This is a genomic window from Gaetbulibacter aquiaggeris (assembly GCF_044003965.1).
GTDB lineage: Bacteria > Bacteroidota > Bacteroidia > Flavobacteriales > Flavobacteriaceae > Yeosuana > Yeosuana aquiaggeris.
Genome location: NZ_JBAWKC010000001.1, coordinates 168,771 through 188,642 on the forward strand (window position 1 = coordinate 168,771; position 19,872 = coordinate 188,642).

General features: G+C 34.7%; 16 protein-coding genes. 2 read left to right on the forward strand and 14 right to left on the reverse strand.

Annotation, left to right across the window (positions count from 1 at the left end; genetic code table 11):
* Positions 1–21: 21 nt before the first annotated feature.
* Entirely contained in the window at positions 22–936 is a 915-nt protein-coding gene (locus V8G56_RS00700) for an ABC transporter ATP-binding protein (RefSeq protein ID WP_395436517.1), read from the forward strand.
* 1 nt (position 937) lies between these two features.
* Here V8G56_RS00700 and V8G56_RS00705 read toward each other — a convergent pair whose 3' ends face one another.
* The 10 genes from V8G56_RS00705 to pdxA form a co-directional block, all read right to left on the reverse strand.
* Positions 938–3,190, reverse strand: coding sequence for an efflux RND transporter permease subunit (locus tag V8G56_RS00705; protein WP_395436518.1), 2,253 nt, complete (start codon positions 3,188–3,190; stop codon positions 938–940).
* 28 nt (positions 3,191–3,218) lie between these two features.
* On the reverse strand, positions 3,219–3,680 hold the full coding sequence (locus V8G56_RS00710) for a 3-oxoacyl-ACP synthase (protein ID WP_395436519.1): 462 nt from the start codon (positions 3,678–3,680) through the stop codon (positions 3,219–3,221).
* Positions 3,670–4,368: a monofunctional biosynthetic peptidoglycan transglycosylase gene (gene mtgA, locus V8G56_RS00715; RefSeq protein WP_395436521.1), complete on the reverse strand. Its 699-nt coding sequence runs from the start codon at positions 4,366–4,368 to the stop codon at positions 3,670–3,672. Before mtgA ends, V8G56_RS00710 begins: the two co-directional genes overlap by 11 nt.
* Positions 4,369–4,460: 92 nt before the next feature.
* Positions 4,461–5,600 carry a saccharopine dehydrogenase family protein gene (locus tag V8G56_RS00720; protein ID WP_395436522.1) on the reverse strand — a complete coding sequence of 380 codons (1,140 nt, stop codon included), beginning with the start codon at positions 5,598–5,600 and terminating at the stop codon, positions 4,461–4,463.
* A 249-nt stretch (positions 5,601–5,849) separates the two neighbouring features.
* Positions 5,850–7,202 carry an acetyl-CoA carboxylase biotin carboxylase subunit gene (accC, locus tag V8G56_RS00725; RefSeq protein WP_395436523.1) on the reverse strand — a complete coding sequence of 451 codons (1,353 nt, stop codon included), beginning with the start codon at positions 7,200–7,202 and terminating at the stop codon, positions 5,850–5,852.
* Positions 7,203–7,286: 84 nt separating this feature from the next.
* The gene (accB, locus tag V8G56_RS00730; protein WP_395436524.1) at positions 7,287–7,772 is read right to left on the reverse strand and encodes an acetyl-CoA carboxylase biotin carboxyl carrier protein; all 486 of its coding nucleotides are present in this window, start codon (positions 7,770–7,772) and stop codon (positions 7,287–7,289) included.
* 23 nt (positions 7,773–7,795) lie between these two features.
* Positions 7,796–8,797 (reverse strand): beta-ketoacyl-ACP synthase III, encoded by a 1,002-nt coding sequence (locus tag V8G56_RS00735; RefSeq protein ID WP_395436525.1) that lies wholly within the window; start codon positions 8,795–8,797, stop codon positions 7,796–7,798.
* Positions 8,798–8,976: 179 nt separating this feature from the next.
* Complete coding sequence (gene rpmF, locus V8G56_RS00740) at positions 8,977–9,180, reverse strand: 50S ribosomal protein L32 (RefSeq protein WP_331629904.1); 204 nt, start codon at positions 9,178–9,180, stop codon at positions 8,977–8,979.
* 9 nt (positions 9,181–9,189) lie between these two features.
* On the reverse strand, positions 9,190–9,732 hold the full coding sequence (locus V8G56_RS00745) for a YceD family protein (RefSeq protein ID WP_395436526.1): 543 nt from the start codon (positions 9,730–9,732) through the stop codon (positions 9,190–9,192).
* Positions 9,733–9,806: 74 nt separating this feature from the next.
* A complete protein-coding gene (pdxA, locus tag V8G56_RS00750) occupies positions 9,807–10,853 on the reverse strand; it encodes a 4-hydroxythreonine-4-phosphate dehydrogenase PdxA (RefSeq protein WP_395436527.1) in 1,047 nt (348 codons plus the stop codon).
* A gap of 65 nt (positions 10,854–10,918) precedes the next feature.
* Here pdxA and V8G56_RS00755 point away from each other — a divergent pair, with 65 nt between their 5' ends.
* Complete coding sequence (locus V8G56_RS00755; protein ID WP_395436528.1) at positions 10,919–11,509, forward strand: riboflavin synthase; 591 nt, start codon at positions 10,919–10,921, stop codon at positions 11,507–11,509.
* Here the strand turns inward: V8G56_RS00755 and V8G56_RS00760 are convergent, their stop codons facing one another.
* The 4 genes from V8G56_RS00760 to V8G56_RS00775 all read right to left on the reverse strand — a co-directional run bounded on the left by V8G56_RS00760 (position 11,510) and on the right by V8G56_RS00775 (position 19,724).
* The gene (locus V8G56_RS00760; RefSeq protein ID WP_395436529.1) at positions 11,510–11,704 is read right to left on the reverse strand and encodes a PID-CTERM protein-sorting domain-containing protein; all 195 of its coding nucleotides are present in this window, start codon (positions 11,702–11,704) and stop codon (positions 11,510–11,512) included.
* 364 nt (positions 11,705–12,068) lie between these two features.
* Complete coding sequence (locus V8G56_RS00765; protein ID WP_395436530.1) at positions 12,069–16,838, reverse strand: glycosyl hydrolase; 4,770 nt, start codon at positions 16,836–16,838, stop codon at positions 12,069–12,071.
* A 128-nt stretch (positions 16,839–16,966) separates the two neighbouring features.
* Positions 16,967–18,292, reverse strand: a complete 1,326-nt coding sequence (locus V8G56_RS00770; protein ID WP_395436531.1) for a T9SS type A sorting domain-containing protein — start codon at positions 18,290–18,292, stop codon at positions 16,967–16,969.
* A 493-nt stretch (positions 18,293–18,785) separates the two neighbouring features.
* Positions 18,786–19,724 carry a glycosyl hydrolase family 17 protein gene (locus V8G56_RS00775; protein ID WP_395436532.1) on the reverse strand — a complete coding sequence of 313 codons (939 nt, stop codon included), beginning with the start codon at positions 19,722–19,724 and terminating at the stop codon, positions 18,786–18,788.
* Positions 19,725–19,872: the final 148 nt, after the last annotated feature.

Below are 19,872 nucleotides of genomic sequence, written 5' to 3' on the forward strand. Positions count from 1 at the left end.
TTTTTATACTATTTTTGTACTATGCTACAAATCAAAAACATCTCATTTGGTTATAAAAACGCCCTAGTACTGGAGAACATTAGTTTTAATGTTAAGAAAGGCGAACACCTATCTTTAATAGGAGAAAGTGGCTCAGGGAAAAGCACCCTTTTGAAATTAATATATGGAACTTATGATTTAAATGAAGGACAAATTTTCTGGAATGATACTAAGATTTTAGGACCAAAATATAACCTCATAATTGGTCCGGAATTCATCAAGTATGTGGCCCAAGAATTTGATTTAATGCCATTTACAACCGTTTCAGAAAACATTGGTGAATTTCTTTCTAATTTTTTTCCGGAAGAAAAACAAAAAAGGATTGCTGAACTTATAGAAGTTGTTGAATTAGAACCCTTCGCCAAAACAAAAGTGAAAGAATTAAGTGGCGGCCAAAAACAACGCGTAGCCTTGGCCAGGGCATTAGCCAAACAACCTCAATTACTATTACTCGATGAACCCTTCAGTCACATTGATAATTTTAAAAAGCAATCCTTAAGAAGGAGCCTTTTTAAATACTTGAAAGAAAAAGAAATAACCTGTATTGTAGCGACTCATGACAAAGAGGACGTATTATCTTATTCAGACACTATGATTGTTCTGCATGAGGCTAAAATTATTGCTAATGATACGCCTCAAAAGCTTTATAAAGACCCAAAACTGTCTCTTATAGCTTCTTTTTTTGATGAATTTAATGATTTTGAACTTCAAGGTATTAAGTATGCGCATCAACTTAAAATTGTTCACCAATCAGATTTAGAAGGACGCGTAAAAACCTCTTATTTTATTGGAAACTCATGGCTAATAGAAGTGGAATATCATTCTAAAACCGTTTTTATTAAACACCATTCTCAATTAAAAGAAAATACCACTGTCTTTTTTAAAATATTGAACTAGTTTATTTGTCAAATGATTTTAATAAGGCGGGCAAATAAAAAATGTCAGTAATTAAAGCTATTGCGACGGTTATAGCGCATAGTAGTCCAAAATCTCTAACAGATGGCACCGCGCTTGAACTTATTATTAAAAACCCTGCCACTAAAGCTATAGTCGTTGAAAATAAAGCACTTCCTGTATAGTGCATGGCATTATTCATTCTTTTTTCAGGTGAACCAGAAACAGTTTTACTTCGTCTGTACTTATATACTAAATGAATGGTATCATCCATCGCAATGCCTAACATTATAGGCGTAATCATGGCCGTAGTAACATCCAAGGGAATCTTTAAAAGACTCATAAAAATAGCCAAAATAGCTAATGGCAATATATTAGGAATTAACACTAACACGGTTGTTTTTATACTTTTTATAAAAAACCATAAACATAGAAAAGCTATAAAGAAAGCCGCAAAAAAAGACTTCAACTGTGTTTCTAAAATAAAATTGTTAAGTTTAGCAAAAACCACCGCGAAACCATTTATTTTAAGTTGATAATCTTCTGTATTAAAAGTATCATCAAAATCATTCTGAATATCAAGGATGAGTTGTTCCAGCTGAGCGGTATTTATCTCTTTAAAACTTAGGGTAATACCAGCCGATTTAAAATCTTCTGAAAATAATTTAAAAAAACTATTATCGGCATTGTCAATTCCAGATAATGTACCCTCTATTTTTTCCTGCGACACATTACTGAAAGAAGCTAATTTAGATCGCTTTTCTAAAAACGATTTTATATTAACCATTGAAACTGGAGCAGAAATTAATGGGTTATTTTCAAGTTTTGTCTGAAAGTTTTCCAATAATGTTATGGCCTCTTTATTTAAAATAGTTTCTTCCTTGAGTGCCGTAATATTTAATTGCAGTCTTGAGCTTCCGGACAACTGACTTTCAACTGCTCTTAAGTCTTGTTTTGCTTTTCCTTCAGCCAATAAATCAAGAGAGTTTGTGTCTATTTTAACCTGAAACACCGCATATATTCCATAAATTAAAACAAGGGTAAATACTACGACAATACTTGTTTTATACTGTGATGTAACTCTATTGAGCCATACTATAAAATTAGTTTGGCCGATATTTTTAATTGAAAAAACAGGTTTAGATGTTTCAAAATTGGAGCTCATAAAACTAAAACCTATAATGGTTATAACATAAACCAAAAGAAAGCTCAATATTAAACCTATACATGTAAATATCCCCATGTTTTTAAAAGCTGGCAACGGCGATAAGTATAAAGCAAAATATCCCACAAATGTTGTTAAGGTTGTATAGAAACATGGCGTGAAACTCTTACGAACAGTTAGTGTCAATAACTCAATTTTATTGAACTTCTTATTGACTACGCCTTCTTTATGATAAATATTAATAATATGTACCGCATCACTTACACTATACACCATAAGAATGGTTGGAATAAGCATTGAAATCATATTCAATGCAAAACCTAAAGAGGTAATGATCCCAAACAAAAGTGTTACTGGAACAGCAACGGCTAATAGTGAAACCATTAAATAACGCCTGTTTGGCAGTAAAAACAACAACATTAACGTAATGACTAATACCGTTAAAACCCCAAAAATCAGGCTTTCCTTATAAATTCCTTTACTATATGCTTCATTTAAAACTGGTGGACCCGTTAAATGATAATTATCAAAATGCTTTTCAATAATACTTGTAAGCTCTCCTAATATTAATTGCCGTTTTTGTTCAATCGTTGGTGTTGGATTAAGTTGAACATAGAAAAATAGATTTTTATAATCCTTAGATACTAGTTGAGATGTTATATTCGGTAATTTTGAAAATAGGTTTTTTAATCCATTTTCACTTCTCTTCGAGTTATATAAATCGTCAAAAATAATTTTTTGATTAGCATAAATAGGATATTTGGCTTTGGCGAGGCTAAATGAGGTTTTTACATATGACAGTGAATCTATTGCCTCATGAAGTCTGGATAACTGATTAATTTCATTTTCGTCAAGAGCATTCTCAACCGGAAACATGGCAATAAATATTTCATCAGAACCAAATTTTTCTTGAAACTCAATGTAGGCCTTATAACTAGGGTCATCTTCCAAAAACCAGATAGTCAATGAATTGTCTATTTTGAGTTTTTTAAGTGTTTGATACCCTGAAACACTCATTAAAACAGCCAGAGTAGCAATTATAGCAATTCTATACTTAATAATATGCTTTATAATCCGCTCTATTTGCTTCATGAAAATTCTCCGAGAAAGGAACTATTTATTACACAATTTTTGTTATTGCAAAAGTACTGTTTCCAAATTCAATATGGTCTCCAACTTCTTTAGTTAACAACACTTTTGCAATAGGCGTTGAAAAAGAAATAGCGTAAAATTTCTCGCTTTTATAAGTCAACTCTCCAGCGCTAATGGCCATAAAATAATTATGCTTTGAGGTATAGACCAAACTCCCTAAAAATATTTTTTTAGAAACAGTTTCAATATTAACTTTTAGAAGCTCTTGTTTTAATTTTTGTATCTCTGCTAACTGCTGACCCAGTTTTTCTCTTTCTAATTGAAGCATGGCCCGCCCAGTTTCGTGTTTATCACCTGCACTGCTTTTTGTTTCAGAATCTAAAGACTCTTGAATATCAGTTATGGTGTTTTTTATGGCCAATAACCGGTGTTCTATAAAATCAGAACATTGATTAAATAGTTGCTTTTTAAGCTCAAATTTACTTTTCATTCTTTTGATTGTAGTCTAATGGTCCAAAGAAATTCATTTGACGTACAATCCAGTTTTTTCTGCCTTGTATATAATTTGTTGCTGGATTAGCTCTATAACGTCTGGGATTTGGAAGAATCGCTGCTATTGCAGCAGCTTCGTTTCTATTCAATTTAATAGCAGGCTTTTTAAACCAGAATTGGGAAGCAGACTCGGCACCATATACCCCATTGCCCATTTCAATACTATTTAAATACACTTCCATGATGCGTTCTTTAGACCAAAACAATTCTATAAGAAACGTAAAATACGTTTCTAAACCTTTTCTAAACCAACTTCGTTGCGGCCACAAAAAGACATTTTTAGCCGTTTGCTGGCTAATAGAGCTTGCGCCTCTAATCCTTTTACCCTTTTTATTGTGCTCGACAGCCTTTTCAATGGCTTCCATATCAAATCCATTATGAGTCAAAAAATTTTGGTCTTCACTACAAATAACAGCTAATTGTAAATTTTTTGAAATAGCTTCAATGGGTACCCAGTCATGTTTTAAAACAAGTTTTTTGTCATCTTGTAGCTGTTCAACATTTCTGATTAACATTAAAGGGGTAATGGGCACGGGTACCCACTTGAATACTATAACTATGACTATTGAAAACCCAAATAACCAAAGCATTAATTTAAAAATGTATTTAAAGAATCTCTTAATCATTTTGATCTAATATTGGAGTAACGACTATTATTGATTGCCTTTAACAGCGTTCACAAAGTAATTCATTTAATTTATAAACTCAATAACTATTTTTAAAGTAATCTGGAAGATTTTTTATAAACTACATTTCTTTCCTCCAGATAATTCATGAAATAATTAAAACATACTTCGTGTTTCCCAACTAATTCTGGAGGAAAAACGCCCTTCTCATTAAAAAGACCCTCTAAGAATAGATTGGCTGCGGCTGTTGCTGTATATCCGGTTGTTCTGGACATGGACGCTGTATTTGTCTCAGAATTATATTCATCATACAAATTATAAACGACTTCTTCCAATTGACCATTTTTATTTTTACCCTTTACCGTGACTCTCATAACAGTTAATTCTTCTTCTTTCTCTCCAAGCTTCCATTCATGAAACAGAATTTTACTGGTAAAATCTAACGGAGATATTGCCTTTCCTTGAATTTCAATTTTATCATTGCTAAAAAACCCACTTTCTTTTAAAACCCTTATATATTCAACATGTCCTGGGTAACGCAACGTTTTTTCTTTCATGTTTGGAATATGGGACATGGTATGAATAATGGATCTTAACCCATCAGAATTAAAAGACTCTAATGTCCCGATTCTTTCAAATTCCACATAGTCACAATCTGTTAAGGGTTCTCTAATAACCTCGTGTCCGTTCTCTACATATCTGGCCGGACGCGTATATTCTTCAATAACATCAATTGGAGAAAAAGGTGCTTTATAACAAAATGGCCATTTTTTTATCTTTGGTAGTCCTCCAACCAAACATTCAAAATCCGTCAATTTCATTTTCTCATTATAATAGCCTAAAATAATATTATCCATTCCAGGAGCAACGCCGCAATCCACAATAGCTGTTACCTTTTTCTCTTTTGCCAAAGCATCTAAATCCAAAGAGTTTTCCGGAAAAAAAGAAATGTCTATAACATCCCTTTCACTTTCTATAATGGTTTTTAAGGTTTCAAAGCCTAGGAAACCAGGAACTGCGCATATCACTAAATCATGTTTGATAATCGCTTTTCTAAGAGTTTCTTTATTTGTGACGTCAAGTTGCTCAACACTTAAAACCGGGCATTTTTGCTTGACCTTGTCTAATACCTTTTGATTAAGATCGGTTAAGGTAACCTTATGTTTTGTTGAAAGATCAATCGCCATGGCACTACCAACCATACCGCCACCTAATACTATTATATTACTCATGTTGTTGCTTTTTAAAGGAGTATAAAATTAAAATAACTCTGGAAGTCATAAACAGCTATAATCCCGGAATCAAGACCCAAGGCATTTCATTTATTTTAGTTATTTTGTTTTCTAACATTTGATAAATGTATTGATTATTTGATTAATAAAACAGGGGTTCCTTGGAATATTTATTGGGCATATTTACATTTTGTTTTTACAATAAAAGGCATAAAAAAACTCCGAAATTTCATTCGGAGTTTTTAGTATTTATTCTTCTATTTGTTTTTCTATGACAAAATCTTCCATAAACTTGGTAGTATAATTACCTGCCAAATAATCCGGATGCTCCATAAGTTGTCTGTGAAAAGGAATGGTTGTTTTTATCCCTTCAATAACAAACTCTTCTAAAGCACGTTTCATTTTATTGATAGCCTCTTCACGCGTTTGAGCCGTGGTGATTAACTTAGCTATCATAGAATCATAATTTGGAGGTATAGTATACCCGGCATAAACGTGTGTGTCTAAACGCACCCCATGGCCTCCCGGCGCATGTAGCGTAGTGATTTTGCCCGGAGATGGTCTGAATCCATTATAAGGGTCTTCTGCATTAATTCGGCATTCAATAGCATGAAGTTTTGGTGTGTAATTCTTTCCAGAAATAGGCACTCCAGCAGCTACTAATATTTGCTCGCGTATTAAATCAAAATCAATCACTTGTTCAGTAATAGGATGTTCCACCTGAATACGCGTATTCATTTCCATAAAATAAAAATTTCTGTTTTTATCTACTAGAAATTCAATGGTTCCGGCTCCTTCATATTTAATGTATTCTGCCGCTTTAACAGCTGCATCACCCATTTTAGTACGCAATTCTGTAGTCATAAAAGGAGAAGGCACTTCTTCTGTTAATTTTTGATGACGTCGTTGTATAGAGCAATCTCTTTCTGATAAATGACAGGCCTTTCCAGTTGAATCCCCAACCACTTGAATTTCAATGTGCCTTGGTTCTTCAATAAGTTTTTCCATGTACATACCGTCATTCCCAAAAGCCGCTTTAGCTTCTTGGCGTGCAGAATCCCAGGCATCTCTTAATTTTTCGGGTTTCCAAACGGCACGCATCCCTTTTCCTCCGCCACCAGCTGTTGCTTTAAGCATTACCGGATAGCCCACTTCTAGTGCTAATTTTTCACAAGATTCAAAGTTTTCTATAATGCCATCACTTCCTGGAACACAAGGCACTCCTGCTGCTTTCATAGTCGCTTTTGCAGAAGCTTTATCTCCCATTCTGTCTATCATTTCTGGAGAGGCTCCAATAAATTTGATGCCATGTTCGCCACAAATTTTGGAAAACTTCGAGTTTTCAGATAGAAATCCATATCCTGGATGGATAGCATCTGCATTCGTGATTTCTGCAGCAGCTATAATGTTTGACATTTTTAAATAAGACTCCGTACTGGATGGTGGGCCTATGCAAACTGCTTCATCAGCAAATTTAACGTGTAAACTTTCTGCATCTGCCGTAGAGTAAACCGCCACCGTTTTAATGCCCATTTCTTTACAGGTTCTGATAACACGTAACGCTATTTCTCCTCTATTGGCAATTAATATTTTTTTAAACATAACTTATTATATTAAAAATTTCAAATTCCAATCGCCCAATTCCAAATATTGGATTTCGAGATCTGGTATTGGAATTTTTAATGGTTATGATGGATCTACTAAAAATAATGGTTGATCAAACTCTACAGGGGAAGAATCATCAACTAGTATTTTTATAACTTTTCCAGAAACTTCTGATTCTATTTCGTTGAAAAGTTTCATTGCTTCAATAATACAAAGCACATCTCCTTCTGCAATAGTTTGTCCTACTTCTACGAACAAAGGTTTGTCTGGCGCAGGTTTTCTATAAAAAGTCCCAATAATTGGCGACTTTATAGTAATGTATTTTGAATTATCATCTGCTTTAGCCGCAGTTGAAGCAGGGGGTGTTTCCGTTTGAGCTCTAGATTCTGCTAAAGGCGCAAATGCTTGCGGCATTTGTGTGGCTACCGGTGCATATTGTAATGTAGTAGTTTCTGGATCTGAACCTGTTTTGATAGTGATTTTAATATCCTCCATCTCAAGTTTAACTTCACTTGCTCCTGATTTAGCAACAAACTTGATTAAGTTTTGAATATCTTTTAAATCCATAGTTTTGGTTTTAAATTAGTTAGTTAGTGTTTTGAATTATATGCCCATTTTAAATAAATGGATCCCCAATTAAATCCGCCTCCGAAGGCAGCAAAAATTAAATTATCTCCCTTTTTTAGTTGTGATTCGTAATCGTTTAATAATAACGGTAAAGTAGCAGAAGTTGTATTTCCATACTTTTCTATATTCATCATCACCTTGTCATCCTCTAACTCAATCCGCTTGGCTGTAGCATCAACAATGCGCTTATTTGCCTGATGAGCAACCAGCCAGTTGACATCATTTTTAGTCAATTTATTTCTCTCTAAAATTTTTACTGCAGCATCCGCCATATTAAATACGGCATTTTTAAATACTGTTTGTCCTTCTTGAAAAGCAAATTGTTTTTTATTTTCTATAGCTTCTACTGTAGAAGGATAAGAAGACCCTCCAAAAGTAGCTTGTAAAAATTCTCTACCAGATCCATCACTTCTCAAATACTCATCTTGTAGCCCTAAGTTTTCTGTGTTTGGTTCAAATAATACGGCACCACCGCCATCTCCAAAAATGATGCAAGTAGCTCTATCCTCATAATTAACCATTGAAGACATCTTATCGGCACCAATTAAAAGCACATTTTTATATCTGCCAGATTCAATATATTTAGCCGCCACTGACATTCCATATAAAAAACTAGAACAGGCCGCATCTAAATCAAATGAAAAGGCATTGATAGCGCCAATGTTAAAAGCTGTAAAAGCCGCGGTTGATGCTGCTTTCATGTCTGGTGTTGCAGTAGCTACTATGACTAATTCAATATCTTTGGGGTCAATTCCTTTTTTACTAATAAGATTTTGGGCTGCTTTAATGGCTAAGTAGGAAGTACCTTTGCCAACGTCTTTAAGAATTCGACGTTCTTTAATTCCGGTTCTAGAAGTTATCCATTCATCATTTGTATCAACCATGGTTTCAAGAATCTGGTTAGTTAATACATATTCAGGTACATATGCTCCTACAGCTGTAATTGCTGCTGATATTTTACTCATAACTTTATAGTTAATTTGACCAAAAAATCGTAAAAATTGACAAAAACATTAAAAAATTTGTTCAAAATACTAAATTTTGGTCTAATATAGTGCAAATTAAGACGTTTTTGACTTATAGAAAAACTTATCATAAAAAAAACGCTCACAAAGGAGCGCTTGATTATTTCAGTTTCAATTTTTTAAGCTACGTTTTCTACCGCTTCAGTATTGTCAATTAAAACTTGACCTCTGTAATAAAGTTTACCTTCATGCCAGTGCGCTCTGTGATATAAATGAGCCTCACCTGTTGTAGGACAAGTTGCAATCTGTGGCGCAGTTGCTTTGTAATGAGTTCTTCTTTTATCTCTTCTTGTTTTCGAGATTTTTCTTTTAGGATGTGCCATTTTCTATATTTATTTATCCGTTAATAGTTTCTTTAATGTATTCCAACGAGGATCAATTTCCTTATTATCTTCTTTTTGTTCGTCGTCAAGCTTTGGGCTTAACTCTTTTAATTTTTCAAGTATGTCAGAACTTAAAGTTCCGTCTTCAACTCCTGGGTGAATGCGTTTAATTGGCACTGATAATACAATTAACTCATATATGTACTGTTGAACATTGATTTCATAAGCTCCATGTGGAAGCACTAAAATATCAATATTTTCATCATTATATTCATCTCCAAAATTCACCACCAAATCAAATTCATTTTTAATGTTTTGATCAAAGGGCTCATTGGTGATGTCACAATTAATATTAACAGTTCCTGAAATTTTAAAATTCAGCTCCAGTAATGTTGTGTTTTTCAATAGGGTCAAATCAACTTTTACATTGGCATCATTAAAATCTTCATACTCAAAATATTCAAAGAACGCTTTCTCAATTTTATAGTCGTAATGATGAGTTCCTATTTTTAACCCTATAAAAGGAATTGTAAACTCTTTTAATGGCTTCATTATCACTTCTAATTTGAGCCTGCAAATATATAAATTTTTAATTTATGCTACAGTACTTATAAACATTTTTTTGTTTATAATTTTTTTCCTGCCTGTTTTAACGAATTTGACGTAAGCTGTTCATAATCAAATCTGTTTTTAAATATTTGCAATGCTGTAAATACGGCTTCTTTAAAAGAATTCTCATCAGCTATACCTTTTCCCGCTATTTCATAGGCTGTTCCGTGATCTGGAGAGGTTCTAATTTTGTTTAATCCCGCTGTAAAATTAACTCCTTGACCAAAAGATAAGGTTTTAAACGGAATCAATCCCTGATCATGATAAGAAGCAATGATGGCATCAAAATTTTTATAATTATTAGACCCGAAAAAACTATCAGCGGCGTAAGGCCCAAAAACCAGCTTGCCTGAATCTTTAATTTTTTTAAGAGTAGGGCGCATAATGTCATCATCTTCATTGCCAATCACGCCATTATCACCTGTGTGAGGATTAATGCCTAAAACGGCTATTTTCGGTCTGTTTATTTTAAAATCTTTAAGCAGGGTTTCATAAACCGTATTTATTTTTTGCTCAATTAAGTCTGCTGAAATCTTTACAGCAACATCTTTTACGGGCACGTGATCTGTTAATAAGCCTACTCGTAAATTTTCTGTTACCATTAACATTAAACTTTCACCTTCAAGTTGTTGTGCCAAATAATCTGTATGTCCAGGGAAATTAAAATCCTTTGACTGGATATTATGTTTATTAATTGGCGCCGTAACCAGGACATCAATGCTGTTGTTCTTTAAGGCCTTTGTTGCTTCTTGTAATGATTTTATAGCGTATTCGCCTATTTTAAAATCTTCCTTTCCAAATTCAATTTTTACAGGTTCGTTCCAACAATTCAAAACATTAACTCTGCCAAAAACAACTTGATTTATGTCGTTAATATCATTAAAGTTAATTTCAGATTTAAAATGAGTCTTTAAAAAGGCCATCGCTTTTGACGAAGCAAAAATTACCGGAGTACAAAACTCTAAAACTCTTGCGTCTTCAAACGTTTTTAAAACAACTTCTCCGCCAATCCCATTTAAGTCTCCTATTGATATTCCAACTATTATATTTTCTGCTTTCTTCATTAAAAAAGATAACTTTTGTTTGTAATTTTGTTATTGCAAATTTAACCAAATAAACAGACAATATTATGTTTACAGGAATAATTGAAGATATGGGAATTGTTACGGGATTAAAGCAGGATTTAGGCAATCTCCATATTTCAATAAAAAGCAATCTCACACCAGAATTAAAAATTGACCAAAGCATGGCTCATAACGGCGTTTGCTTAACAGTTGTTAATATTAAGGACGATGTTTATACAGTTACTGCAATAAAAGAAACTTTAGATAAATCAAATCTTGGCACTTTAAAAATTCATGATAAAGTAAATTTAGAGCGCGCCATGAAACTTGGAGACAGGCTTGATGGCCATATGGTTCAGGGGCATGTGGACCAAACCGCGGTTTGCACCATGGTTGAAGAAACCAATGGCAGCTGGATGTTCAGCTTTTATTATGATTCAAAATTAAATAACATCACTATAGAGAAAGGTTCTATTACTGTTAATGGCACCAGTTTAACCGTGGTGGATTCAAAAAAGGATAGTTTTAGCGTAGCTATTATACCATATACATATGAACACACCAATTTTTCTACCTTTAAAAAAGGCTCCATAGTCAATTTAGAATTTGATGTTTTAGGGAAGTATGTCTCTAAGCTGCTTGAATTGAAAAAGTAACTATTTGTTACCCAATATTTTTTTTACACCATAAAATAAAGCAACACCAACACCCATTAAGATACCACCATCAATTGGAAAACCCGGTGGACCCGGAGGGCCGCCGCCAGGATATGGAGGGCCTTGAGCTACACACAGCACACTTATTAATACAAATAAGATTGAGGCAAAAAGTCTTTTATTTTGTATTTTCATTCCGTCGCAAAAATATAAAAAAAAGCGAGTAAACAATAAAAATAAGCAATTTTCATCTAAAAAAACGTCTACAAAAGGAGCTATTTCATCGATAAAATACCGTTAGAATTGTTCAATCTTTATTAGAAAACGTCAATTTATTCATAAAATTATACTAGTCTGAATGAATAATCCTTCAATTTTTTATATCTAAACAAATATAGATAATTATAACCAATTTCAAAGTTTAGTTAGTTTCTTGTTTTTAAAAATATTGCAAACACAAAACGGCTCTCAATGCATCATATCATTCCATGCTTTAAAATTAAAAGGGAGAGGTTTTAAGAACCTCTCCCTTTTGAAATATTTAATTTATAACACTGCTTTATTGTCTCACTAATTTTAAGCTAGATAAACCATTATCTGTAATGATTTTAGCAAAGTATAATCCTGATTTTAGTTGAGAACCATCAATTGTAGCTTCCATAGCTTCAGGTTTTAGCGATAATACTTGTTTACCTAAAATATCAAATACCTGTATAGAAGACATCTTGGTGTTTTGTGTTTTAACCGTCCAGCTATTTTGAGTTGGGTTTGGATACACTTTCAAACCTTCTTTCCAAAGGTTATCATTAGTACTCAAAGCACAAGCATCGCCAACCACATACGAAAAATACTTGGTTACCGCCAATCCACCGGCAAAGGCAAACTTACAGGCATAACGCAAAGTTGCTCCTGGTGTTTGCCCAGTAATTGTTTTGGTAAAAATTTTACCAGAAGTGTTAGTCATTGGTACTTCACTAAAAGGTGATTCTTTCCATAAATAGGCAATAACACCCGTTTTATTATCGAGTAATTCAAACGTAAAGGTAACATCGGTACCAGACGTAGTGAAACTATAGTTATACCCTGTTGAAAAAGAACCTTGTCCAGGTAAAGCTGCCGTGCTAGTCCCTGAGCAATTTGTATTTGTACTTACTAAAGTGGTTGCCTGAACTACTATAGGATTATTAGCCGCTGTATTTCCTGCTAAATCACTTGCTGATATATTAAACGTATAAGCCGTATCTGGTGTTAAAGCATTAATATTAAATGATTTTTGACTTCCTGAAGTCCCTGTTGTTGAGGTGTTATTTGCACCATAGTTGACCGCATAAATAACAGATCCCGAATCGTCTGTCCCATTTAAAAGTAATTCAACAGAAGTCGCTGTAACGGTACCCAAAGTCGCTGTAAAGTTAGCCGGTGCTTCCACATCGTTAGCGCCGCTACAATCGGTATCTACCACATAACTTATGTATTTTGTTGCCGATAGCCCTCCGGAATAAGCAAACTTACAGGCATAACTAATGGTTGTTCCTGCCGATAAACCACTTAAGGTTTTGCTAAAGATATTTCCAGATACCTGATTCATAGAAGATTCAGCAAATGGTGTTTGCTGCCATAAATAGGCAACAACACCAGCTTTATCGGTATCTAGTAGTTCAAAGGTAACAATCACATTAGTCCCTATGGTTTCAAAAGTGCTTTTATACCCTATTGAAAAGGAGCCTTGTTGTGCTTGCGTAGATGTTTCGGTACATATTTTAACAGGCTGTACGGTTATATTCACAGTGGGTGAGGTGCTTGTAGCATCATTATTATCTGTTGCTTTGGTTGTTAGCTCATGATTTCCGAGACTCGCGCCACTCCACAAATAAGAGAACGGTTGGGTGGTATCTTCTCCTAGTTTGGTGGTTCCATCAAAAAATTCTACCAATGAAACCGTACCATCTAAATCACTTGCAGAGGCCGTTATTAAAATATCTGTATTTTGTTTAAAAGATGCATTATTTGCCGGAGACGTAATATTGGTTACCGGATTGGTATTCCCCGTAGTGGAAACAATAACCAAAACCGTACTTGATGATTCGTGAGTGCCATCACTTACCGTAAGTTTACATTTATAAATACCTTCTTCTAAATTTGAAATGCTTGGCTTTACATCCGTATTATCTGAAAAACTTATTACAGACGGACCATATACTTGTTCCCACGCATAATCTAGAGTTGGCGTATCTGCATCTGTACTTAATGAACCGTCTAAACTGGCTGTTGAAGCCGGTAATATCACAACCACATTATCACCTGCATGGACAACCGGAGGATTGTAGGCCAACGGACTGTTATATGAAAATGTTAATTTTCCTAAATTAAATTCCCCGCTGGTAAAAGAAAGTCTTAACACTTGAACGCCTTTGTTTAACTCAATATTACTAACGGTTTTCGTAGCCCAGGTTGTCCAATTTGTGGTACTCGTTGAATTTACCGAAATATCTGTGCTAATAGTATTCCCTTCAACCTCTAAATGAAATGGTCCGCCACCATTGGCATTTCCGGAAGCATATCTAAAAGACACATCGTAATTTCCTGCTGTTTGTACGTCAATCGTATATTCTATCCATTCACCTGCCGATATCCAACCAATAATTTTGCCTTCGTTAGTATCTGTCGCCGAATCTACATACTCTTCTGTTCTAAAGTCGCCTTCGTTATTTTGAGAAACATCCACATAAGCTATATTTTGACCAACACCACCTTCAAAAGTATCGTAAAGGCCTGGTTCAATAATGCCGGGTATTTCTATGGCTGTTCCTGAATAAGGCACTTGTTCACCTACTTGAATCGTCACAATATTAGTAAGGTTAAACTGACTGCCTTCAAAAACTTTAGCATACATGCCATGCTTTCCTAAAGCCAAGTTGGTAGCTTTAAATTGGTAAGGCACAGTGGTATCTTCACCTAATAAGGTGGTCCCATCATAAAATTCTACTTTAGTAACACCAGAACCTTGAGTAGTGACGGTCAGGTTTACACTACCGTTTGGAAATGCTTGCTTAAAATCTGAAACCATCGTACCAGACACATTGGCATCTTTACTGGTTGCCATTTGATTGGCCGGAACGTCTAAAGTATACCCGTCTGAAAAAGTTACCGTAATAGGTGCATTTGAATAATTATGAGCCACATAGGTAATCTCTCCATTATTATTAAAAGCAGCCGCAATAGGATAATTAGCTGTTAAGGTAGCCTCCAAAGTTCCCATAGCGTTCATAGCATGTAACCAATGATAGGTTTGTGCATCGGAAATACCAAATTTGAGGATTCTATCTGGATAAGCATCATACATATCAATAGCCGCTTGTGGATCAATAAAAGATAAATATTTCCAAAAGGTATCATGCCATAAGTTAGGATTCGTACTTGATGTACTTAATATTTCCGTATAGGTTTTTAATTCATCCCAAATTTTCTGAACATAGGCTTTATTCTGCCCTAAATAGAGAGAACCGCCATGAATAGGGTATAGCTCAATACCGTAAGATGCCGTAATATCGCCTGTCCAAAAGGTGCCATTATCATAAGAATTTCCCCAAACACGGGATACTAAACTATATTGTTGTGATGGCTGAAAGTTACGTTCATTCATATCAAACCAATATTCTTCAACAGCGGTTTGCTCGGTAGTGTATAAATATATTCCTAAATCACGAATGGCATCGTTACCTGTAATCGTTCCCCAGTGAATTAATGAGGAATTAAACTGCATACTTTCAGAGGTTGATTCCTGGTCATTCCCCTGTGGAAACGTAGCAAAACCATTAGCCCAACAATGCCCTGCATACGGACTAAAATTCCTTAAAAAAGGAAACTGGTCGTCGTTTCTATTATCTGAAGCGGCGTCTCTAACCAATAAATTGATCATATCGCCCCACTGTGCTGCCCAACCTGGTTCAAACTGTTCCATAAAGGCTGCGGCATGAATAAAATAACCCCAATGGAAATGGTGATCGTTTATATTACTATCCTGACCATGGCCTGCAGGATACCCTAACATAGCCGACCAATCGCTGTTATAATAAAACAAGAAAGCCACTTCACCTGATTGATAGGTTAACCAATCTTCTAAGCGTTCTTTAATGGTTGCGATCATTTTATCTCTGGCCACTATATTACCTGTTTGATCTGCAATTCTTGCGGTTTGAATCAATCGGTTCATCACTTGTCCTTCATTGTAAGAATCTGTCCAGGTTGATAACCCATCATTTTCAATTTGTGAAATCTTAGCGTCTAATTGAGAAGGATTAAATCCTGCACTATAATTTGCTAAATAGGGCATGGTAGGCAAAATACCCTTAAAAGTGTTTTCAACACTAAAGGTATTACCATCCATAGTTTTTATTTCACCACGTATTCCCGCATAGCTATATTTGTCTGGTGCAGGCGAACCTAGGGCTAAATTGGTCCATTGATGAGGTAATAAACCTAATAATACATTGGTCTCAGTGCCTTCTTTTGCTTGGGTTAAAACAGAAAATGTAGTTAATACTTTTGAAGTGCTTTCGTCATAACTCCATGTAGTTGTGGTGTTTGTTGGAAACACGTAAGCATATTTTTTATATTCATTTGCTACGGCTGCCACATTACTTGTGCTTTGAGGCAACATCGCCATAGACCAATAGGTTTTGTTGTTTAATGTTGATGAATAAGTAGAACCATTTTGAGTCCAGGTACTTCCTGTTGGGGCATAAAAAACAAAGTCTGCACCTCCACTGGCATTTTCAATGATTAATAATTCAGATGAAATAGTTGCCGTACCAGCATTTACTTTTATTTCTAAAACATCATTGCTGTCCTTTTCAAAGTATAAAAAAGGCATTCCAATGCCCGAAGTTGTGCTTAAATGGTGTGAACCATCATTCCAGTTCATGGTAACGGTCCAGTCTGAATAATCTGATACCGTTGTTTGTGTAGCATTCAAACCAGACAAGCCTATTTGAATAGGTGCAGAATCTCCAATAACTCCAAAAGGAATGTAGGTTACAATTAAACCTGTATTGGTAGTTTTCATGGTCATGGGATAATTAAACAGATTATCCGCATGGTTTTCTTTTACCAGTTTAGACCACCAGTCGTTAGTAGGAACCGGCTTTCCAACCGCTGCTCCGCTTAATTGAGGCGTGCCTGACGGGAAAGAATTTCTACCGGCACTATCGGCGCCAGGATACGTGGTTGTATAGCTTCCGCTCCCTACAGGAACTTGCGCTTGTGAGTTTATTGTAAATAACAATATACTCAAACACAAAAGTTTGAAGCCCATTAATTTTCTGTTCATAAGCAGTTTTTTATGTATTATAAATAGGTGCGTTTTACGTTTTGGGACATAAAAAAAGGAGTGGTTGTTTACATTTAAACAAGCCACTCCTTTATATTTTATTCAGATATTACATCTGTAAATAATTACTATTGTCTTACTAATTTCAAGCTAGAAGACCCATTAGCCGTGCTGATTTTAGCAAAGTATAATCCTGATTTTAGTTGAGACGCATCAATTTTAGCTTCAATTGCATTAGGAGCTAAAGATAATACTTGTTTACCTAAAATATCAAAGACCTGAATAGTAGACATCTTGATATTTTGTGTCTTCACTGTCCAGCTATTTTGAGTTGGGTTTGGGTATACATTAAGACCGGCGATTTCAAAATCTTTGTTGCTAAGAGGTGTTCCCTTATACAAATAAAGATTATCAAAATATACAGTTCCTAAATCAGATGTAATGATAAATTGTGCCAAATCATTTCTAGCACCAGCTGTCCATGCAGATAAAGGCATGTCTAAAGAGATCCATGTTCCTGGATTAGGATTAGGTAATGCCGGATTGCTGGCATTAGTTGTTGAGAATTCTATAGCTGAAACCTCTGAACTAGTACCTCCCCAATGAGAAAACTTCAAATTGAAACTTTTATCCAATGTAGCAGTAGCCGTCCAAATATCAATATGGAAACCAGTAAAAGTAGCTGCATCAATTCTATTATTGATAAATTCAACTCCAAGAAAACCAAATCCTGTAACTTTCTTAGTATCATTACCTTCAATCACAACATCTGATGATGTTGCCGAATCCCAACTTGCATTCCAGTTTTCAACTGTTCTTGCAGCATACGCATTACTAAAAAGTGAGTAAACATCAGCAGCATTTCTTGCCGGTGGTGTTGGAGCAGCAGTAGTTGGAGCTGGCTCTGGAGTTATAGCTGTTGCTTCTGCAGTAATATTATCTACATAGATAGTAAAATCTCCAGGAGGCACATTAAACCCTGTGTTATCCGCCTTCCAATTAGGGAAAAACACTATTTTTAAATATTCTCCATCGGCTGCTGCCGTGCCATCCAAAGCTTGAGTAAACGTAAATGTTAGGGTTTGCCATGCACCAGGTGTTGTATAAGATTGTGCTGCTGCAGAAGCAGGCCCACCATTTTCTACTTTACCCAATAAAGTAAAGGCCTGTGTAGAATAAACATCAACTTTAGCCGTTTTATCAGTAGTTAACTTAATTTTATATGTTTGCATGATAACTTCAGCGCCCTGCCATGGGTTACCTGACGCTTGACTAACAAGTTTTAAGCTATTACCATTGGATCCTGCTGGTGCAGCTTCAATAGTAGCACTTGCTAATCCTTCAAAACCAGCAAATGCAGGTTCGGTTCCATCAAAATTTTCAATGAGTATCTGTTGGGAAAACCCAAAAGAGACCGTTAGCATAATAAATAAAAAAGTAATTTTTTTCATCATAATTTTTTGTTTAAAAGAGTTAATATTTTTCTATTTTTTCGAATTACCTAAATATAAGACAATTAGATGTAAATTTTAAACAAATGCCTATACAAAAAGCATACAATGCTAAAAACAACTTAATTCATATAAGATTCTACGTTTTATCAGATTTATAATTCACTTTATCGATTATAGTTGTGTGATTTAGCCGTAATATGTTAAAAGACAATACGCGTTTAAAGGCATGTTGTGGTAATGTATGGGTAAAACAAAACATTGTCGCGCATATTTTTCTTACAATTTGAGTTAAATGCTTCAAATTAAGACCTATAACATTTTTTTTATACAAAAAATCATCCTTTATATAGCAGAGCGCATTTGGACAATAATTCTGCATATTAGCTTTAGCAAAAAGACAATCCTTGCCTGCTTTAAATGCAAAAAAACTCGTATTTATAAATGTATAAATACGAGTTTTAATTAGTTCAATCTTAAAAAAGGGTCTCTATAATTAAATTAAATGTTCCTTGTAACGTTGGCTCATTACCAGTTTTGGCGTTCTGTCTACCTTAAACAAGCCCCAGTGCTTTTCTGGTTCAAGGGCCTCTTCAGATCCTTTCCAGGGTTCATCAAAAGCTTCAAAAATAAAGGTCATAACTGCATCTTCTTCACACCAGTCCATTAAGTCGTTATAATAAATAGTTTGATGTTCTTCACTCACATTGCTGGGGCAAATGCCTTTACCGTTAGAATAGGTTGTCCAACCAGCTTCTGTTATAACCACTAATTTATCGGGATATTTGTTCGCTACCGAATAAAAGTTTTGTTTGGTATATTCCATAGCTTCATGGATATTTTTATATTCCCAGACAGGATAAGTATGAATAGAAATAAAGTCGACTTCATCTACTAAATGTTTAAGTTTATCAAGCCACGGCAGATAGTTTTCGCAAAAGGTTACCGGTTGTTTGGTTTCCCTTTTAATCATCCTTACGTATTTAATAACACTTTCAACGGGTACATAATGATCCGTCCAATCTACACATGCCTCATTTCCTGCTGACAAAGAAAAAATAATCTCCGGATATCTGTTGGCTAGCCTTATTAACTTATTTATCTGGCGTAAGTTGGCTACTTTATTTAACTCTAGCTGCTCTTCAGGATACGCGCCGCCCCAGGGGCATCCGTAATTATTTACTTCTGCGCCTATATAAGCCCCAAGCATCACTTTAAAATTAAAGTTTTCCTTTTCAATGACTTCAAGAACTATCTCAGAATGTTTATCGCAATCATAAAGGCGCAGGTATGTCCATTCATTTTGCAGTATTAAAAGATCTTCTTTTATTTCTTCATAACTAGGAAACACATCACCGGGTCTTTGACCTTCTCTAAAACCTGAATAGCAGATAGCCTTACCTGGTTTAATGTTTAATTCTTTAGCATATCTCATTTAATATTGATTAGTAAGTATAGTTCGCAATAAATAATAAATAATTTTTGAAATCAAATTTGAACATAGAAATTCGTTAAGACAGCTATTTTAACCCACCACTGAAAAAAAGTGTCTAAAAAACTGTTAATACATTGATAAAAATATA

What these genes read in the sequence shown, in the direction of transcription:
- V8G56_RS00700 (WP_395436517.1), top strand. Translation starts at nt 22, where the DNA reads ATGCTACAAATCAAAAACATCTCATTTGGTTATAAAAACGCCCTAGTA.
- V8G56_RS00705 (WP_395436518.1), bottom strand. Translation starts at nt 3,190, where the DNA reads ATGAAGCAAATAGAGCGGATTATAAAGCATATTATTAAGTATAGAATT.
- V8G56_RS00710 (WP_395436519.1), bottom strand. Translation starts at nt 3,680, where the DNA reads ATGAAAAGTAAATTTGAGCTTAAAAAGCAACTATTTAATCAATGTTCT.
- mtgA (WP_395436521.1), bottom strand. Translation starts at nt 4,368, where the DNA reads ATGATTAAGAGATTCTTTAAATACATTTTTAAATTAATGCTTTGGTTA.
- V8G56_RS00720 (WP_395436522.1), bottom strand. Translation starts at nt 5,600, where the DNA reads ATGAGTAATATAATAGTATTAGGTGGCGGTATGGTTGGTAGTGCCATG.
- accC (WP_395436523.1), bottom strand. Translation starts at nt 7,202, where the DNA reads ATGTTTAAAAAAATATTAATTGCCAATAGAGGAGAAATAGCGTTACGT.
- accB (WP_395436524.1), bottom strand. Translation starts at nt 7,772, where the DNA reads ATGGATTTAAAAGATATTCAAAACTTAATCAAGTTTGTTGCTAAATCA.
- V8G56_RS00735 (WP_395436525.1), bottom strand. Translation starts at nt 8,797, where the DNA reads ATGAGTAAAATATCAGCAGCAATTACAGCTGTAGGAGCATATGTACCT.
- rpmF (WP_331629904.1), bottom strand. Translation starts at nt 9,180, where the DNA reads ATGGCACATCCTAAAAGAAAAATCTCGAAAACAAGAAGAGATAAAAGA.
- V8G56_RS00745 (WP_395436526.1), bottom strand. Translation starts at nt 9,732, where the DNA reads ATGAAGCCATTAAAAGAGTTTACAATTCCTTTTATAGGGTTAAAAATA.
- pdxA (WP_395436527.1), bottom strand. Translation starts at nt 10,853, where the DNA reads ATGAAGAAAGCAGAAAATATAATAGTTGGAATATCAATAGGAGACTTA.
- V8G56_RS00755 (WP_395436528.1), top strand. Translation starts at nt 10,919, where the DNA reads ATGTTTACAGGAATAATTGAAGATATGGGAATTGTTACGGGATTAAAG.
- V8G56_RS00760 (WP_395436529.1), bottom strand. Translation starts at nt 11,704, where the DNA reads ATGAAAATACAAAATAAAAGACTTTTTGCCTCAATCTTATTTGTATTA.
- V8G56_RS00765 (WP_395436530.1), bottom strand. Translation starts at nt 16,838, where the DNA reads ATGAACAGAAAATTAATGGGCTTCAAACTTTTGTGTTTGAGTATATTG.
- V8G56_RS00770 (WP_395436531.1), bottom strand. Translation starts at nt 18,292, where the DNA reads ATGATGAAAAAAATTACTTTTTTATTTATTATGCTAACGGTCTCTTTT.
- V8G56_RS00775 (WP_395436532.1), bottom strand. Translation starts at nt 19,724, where the DNA reads ATGAGATATGCTAAAGAATTAAACATTAAACCAGGTAAGGCTATCTGC.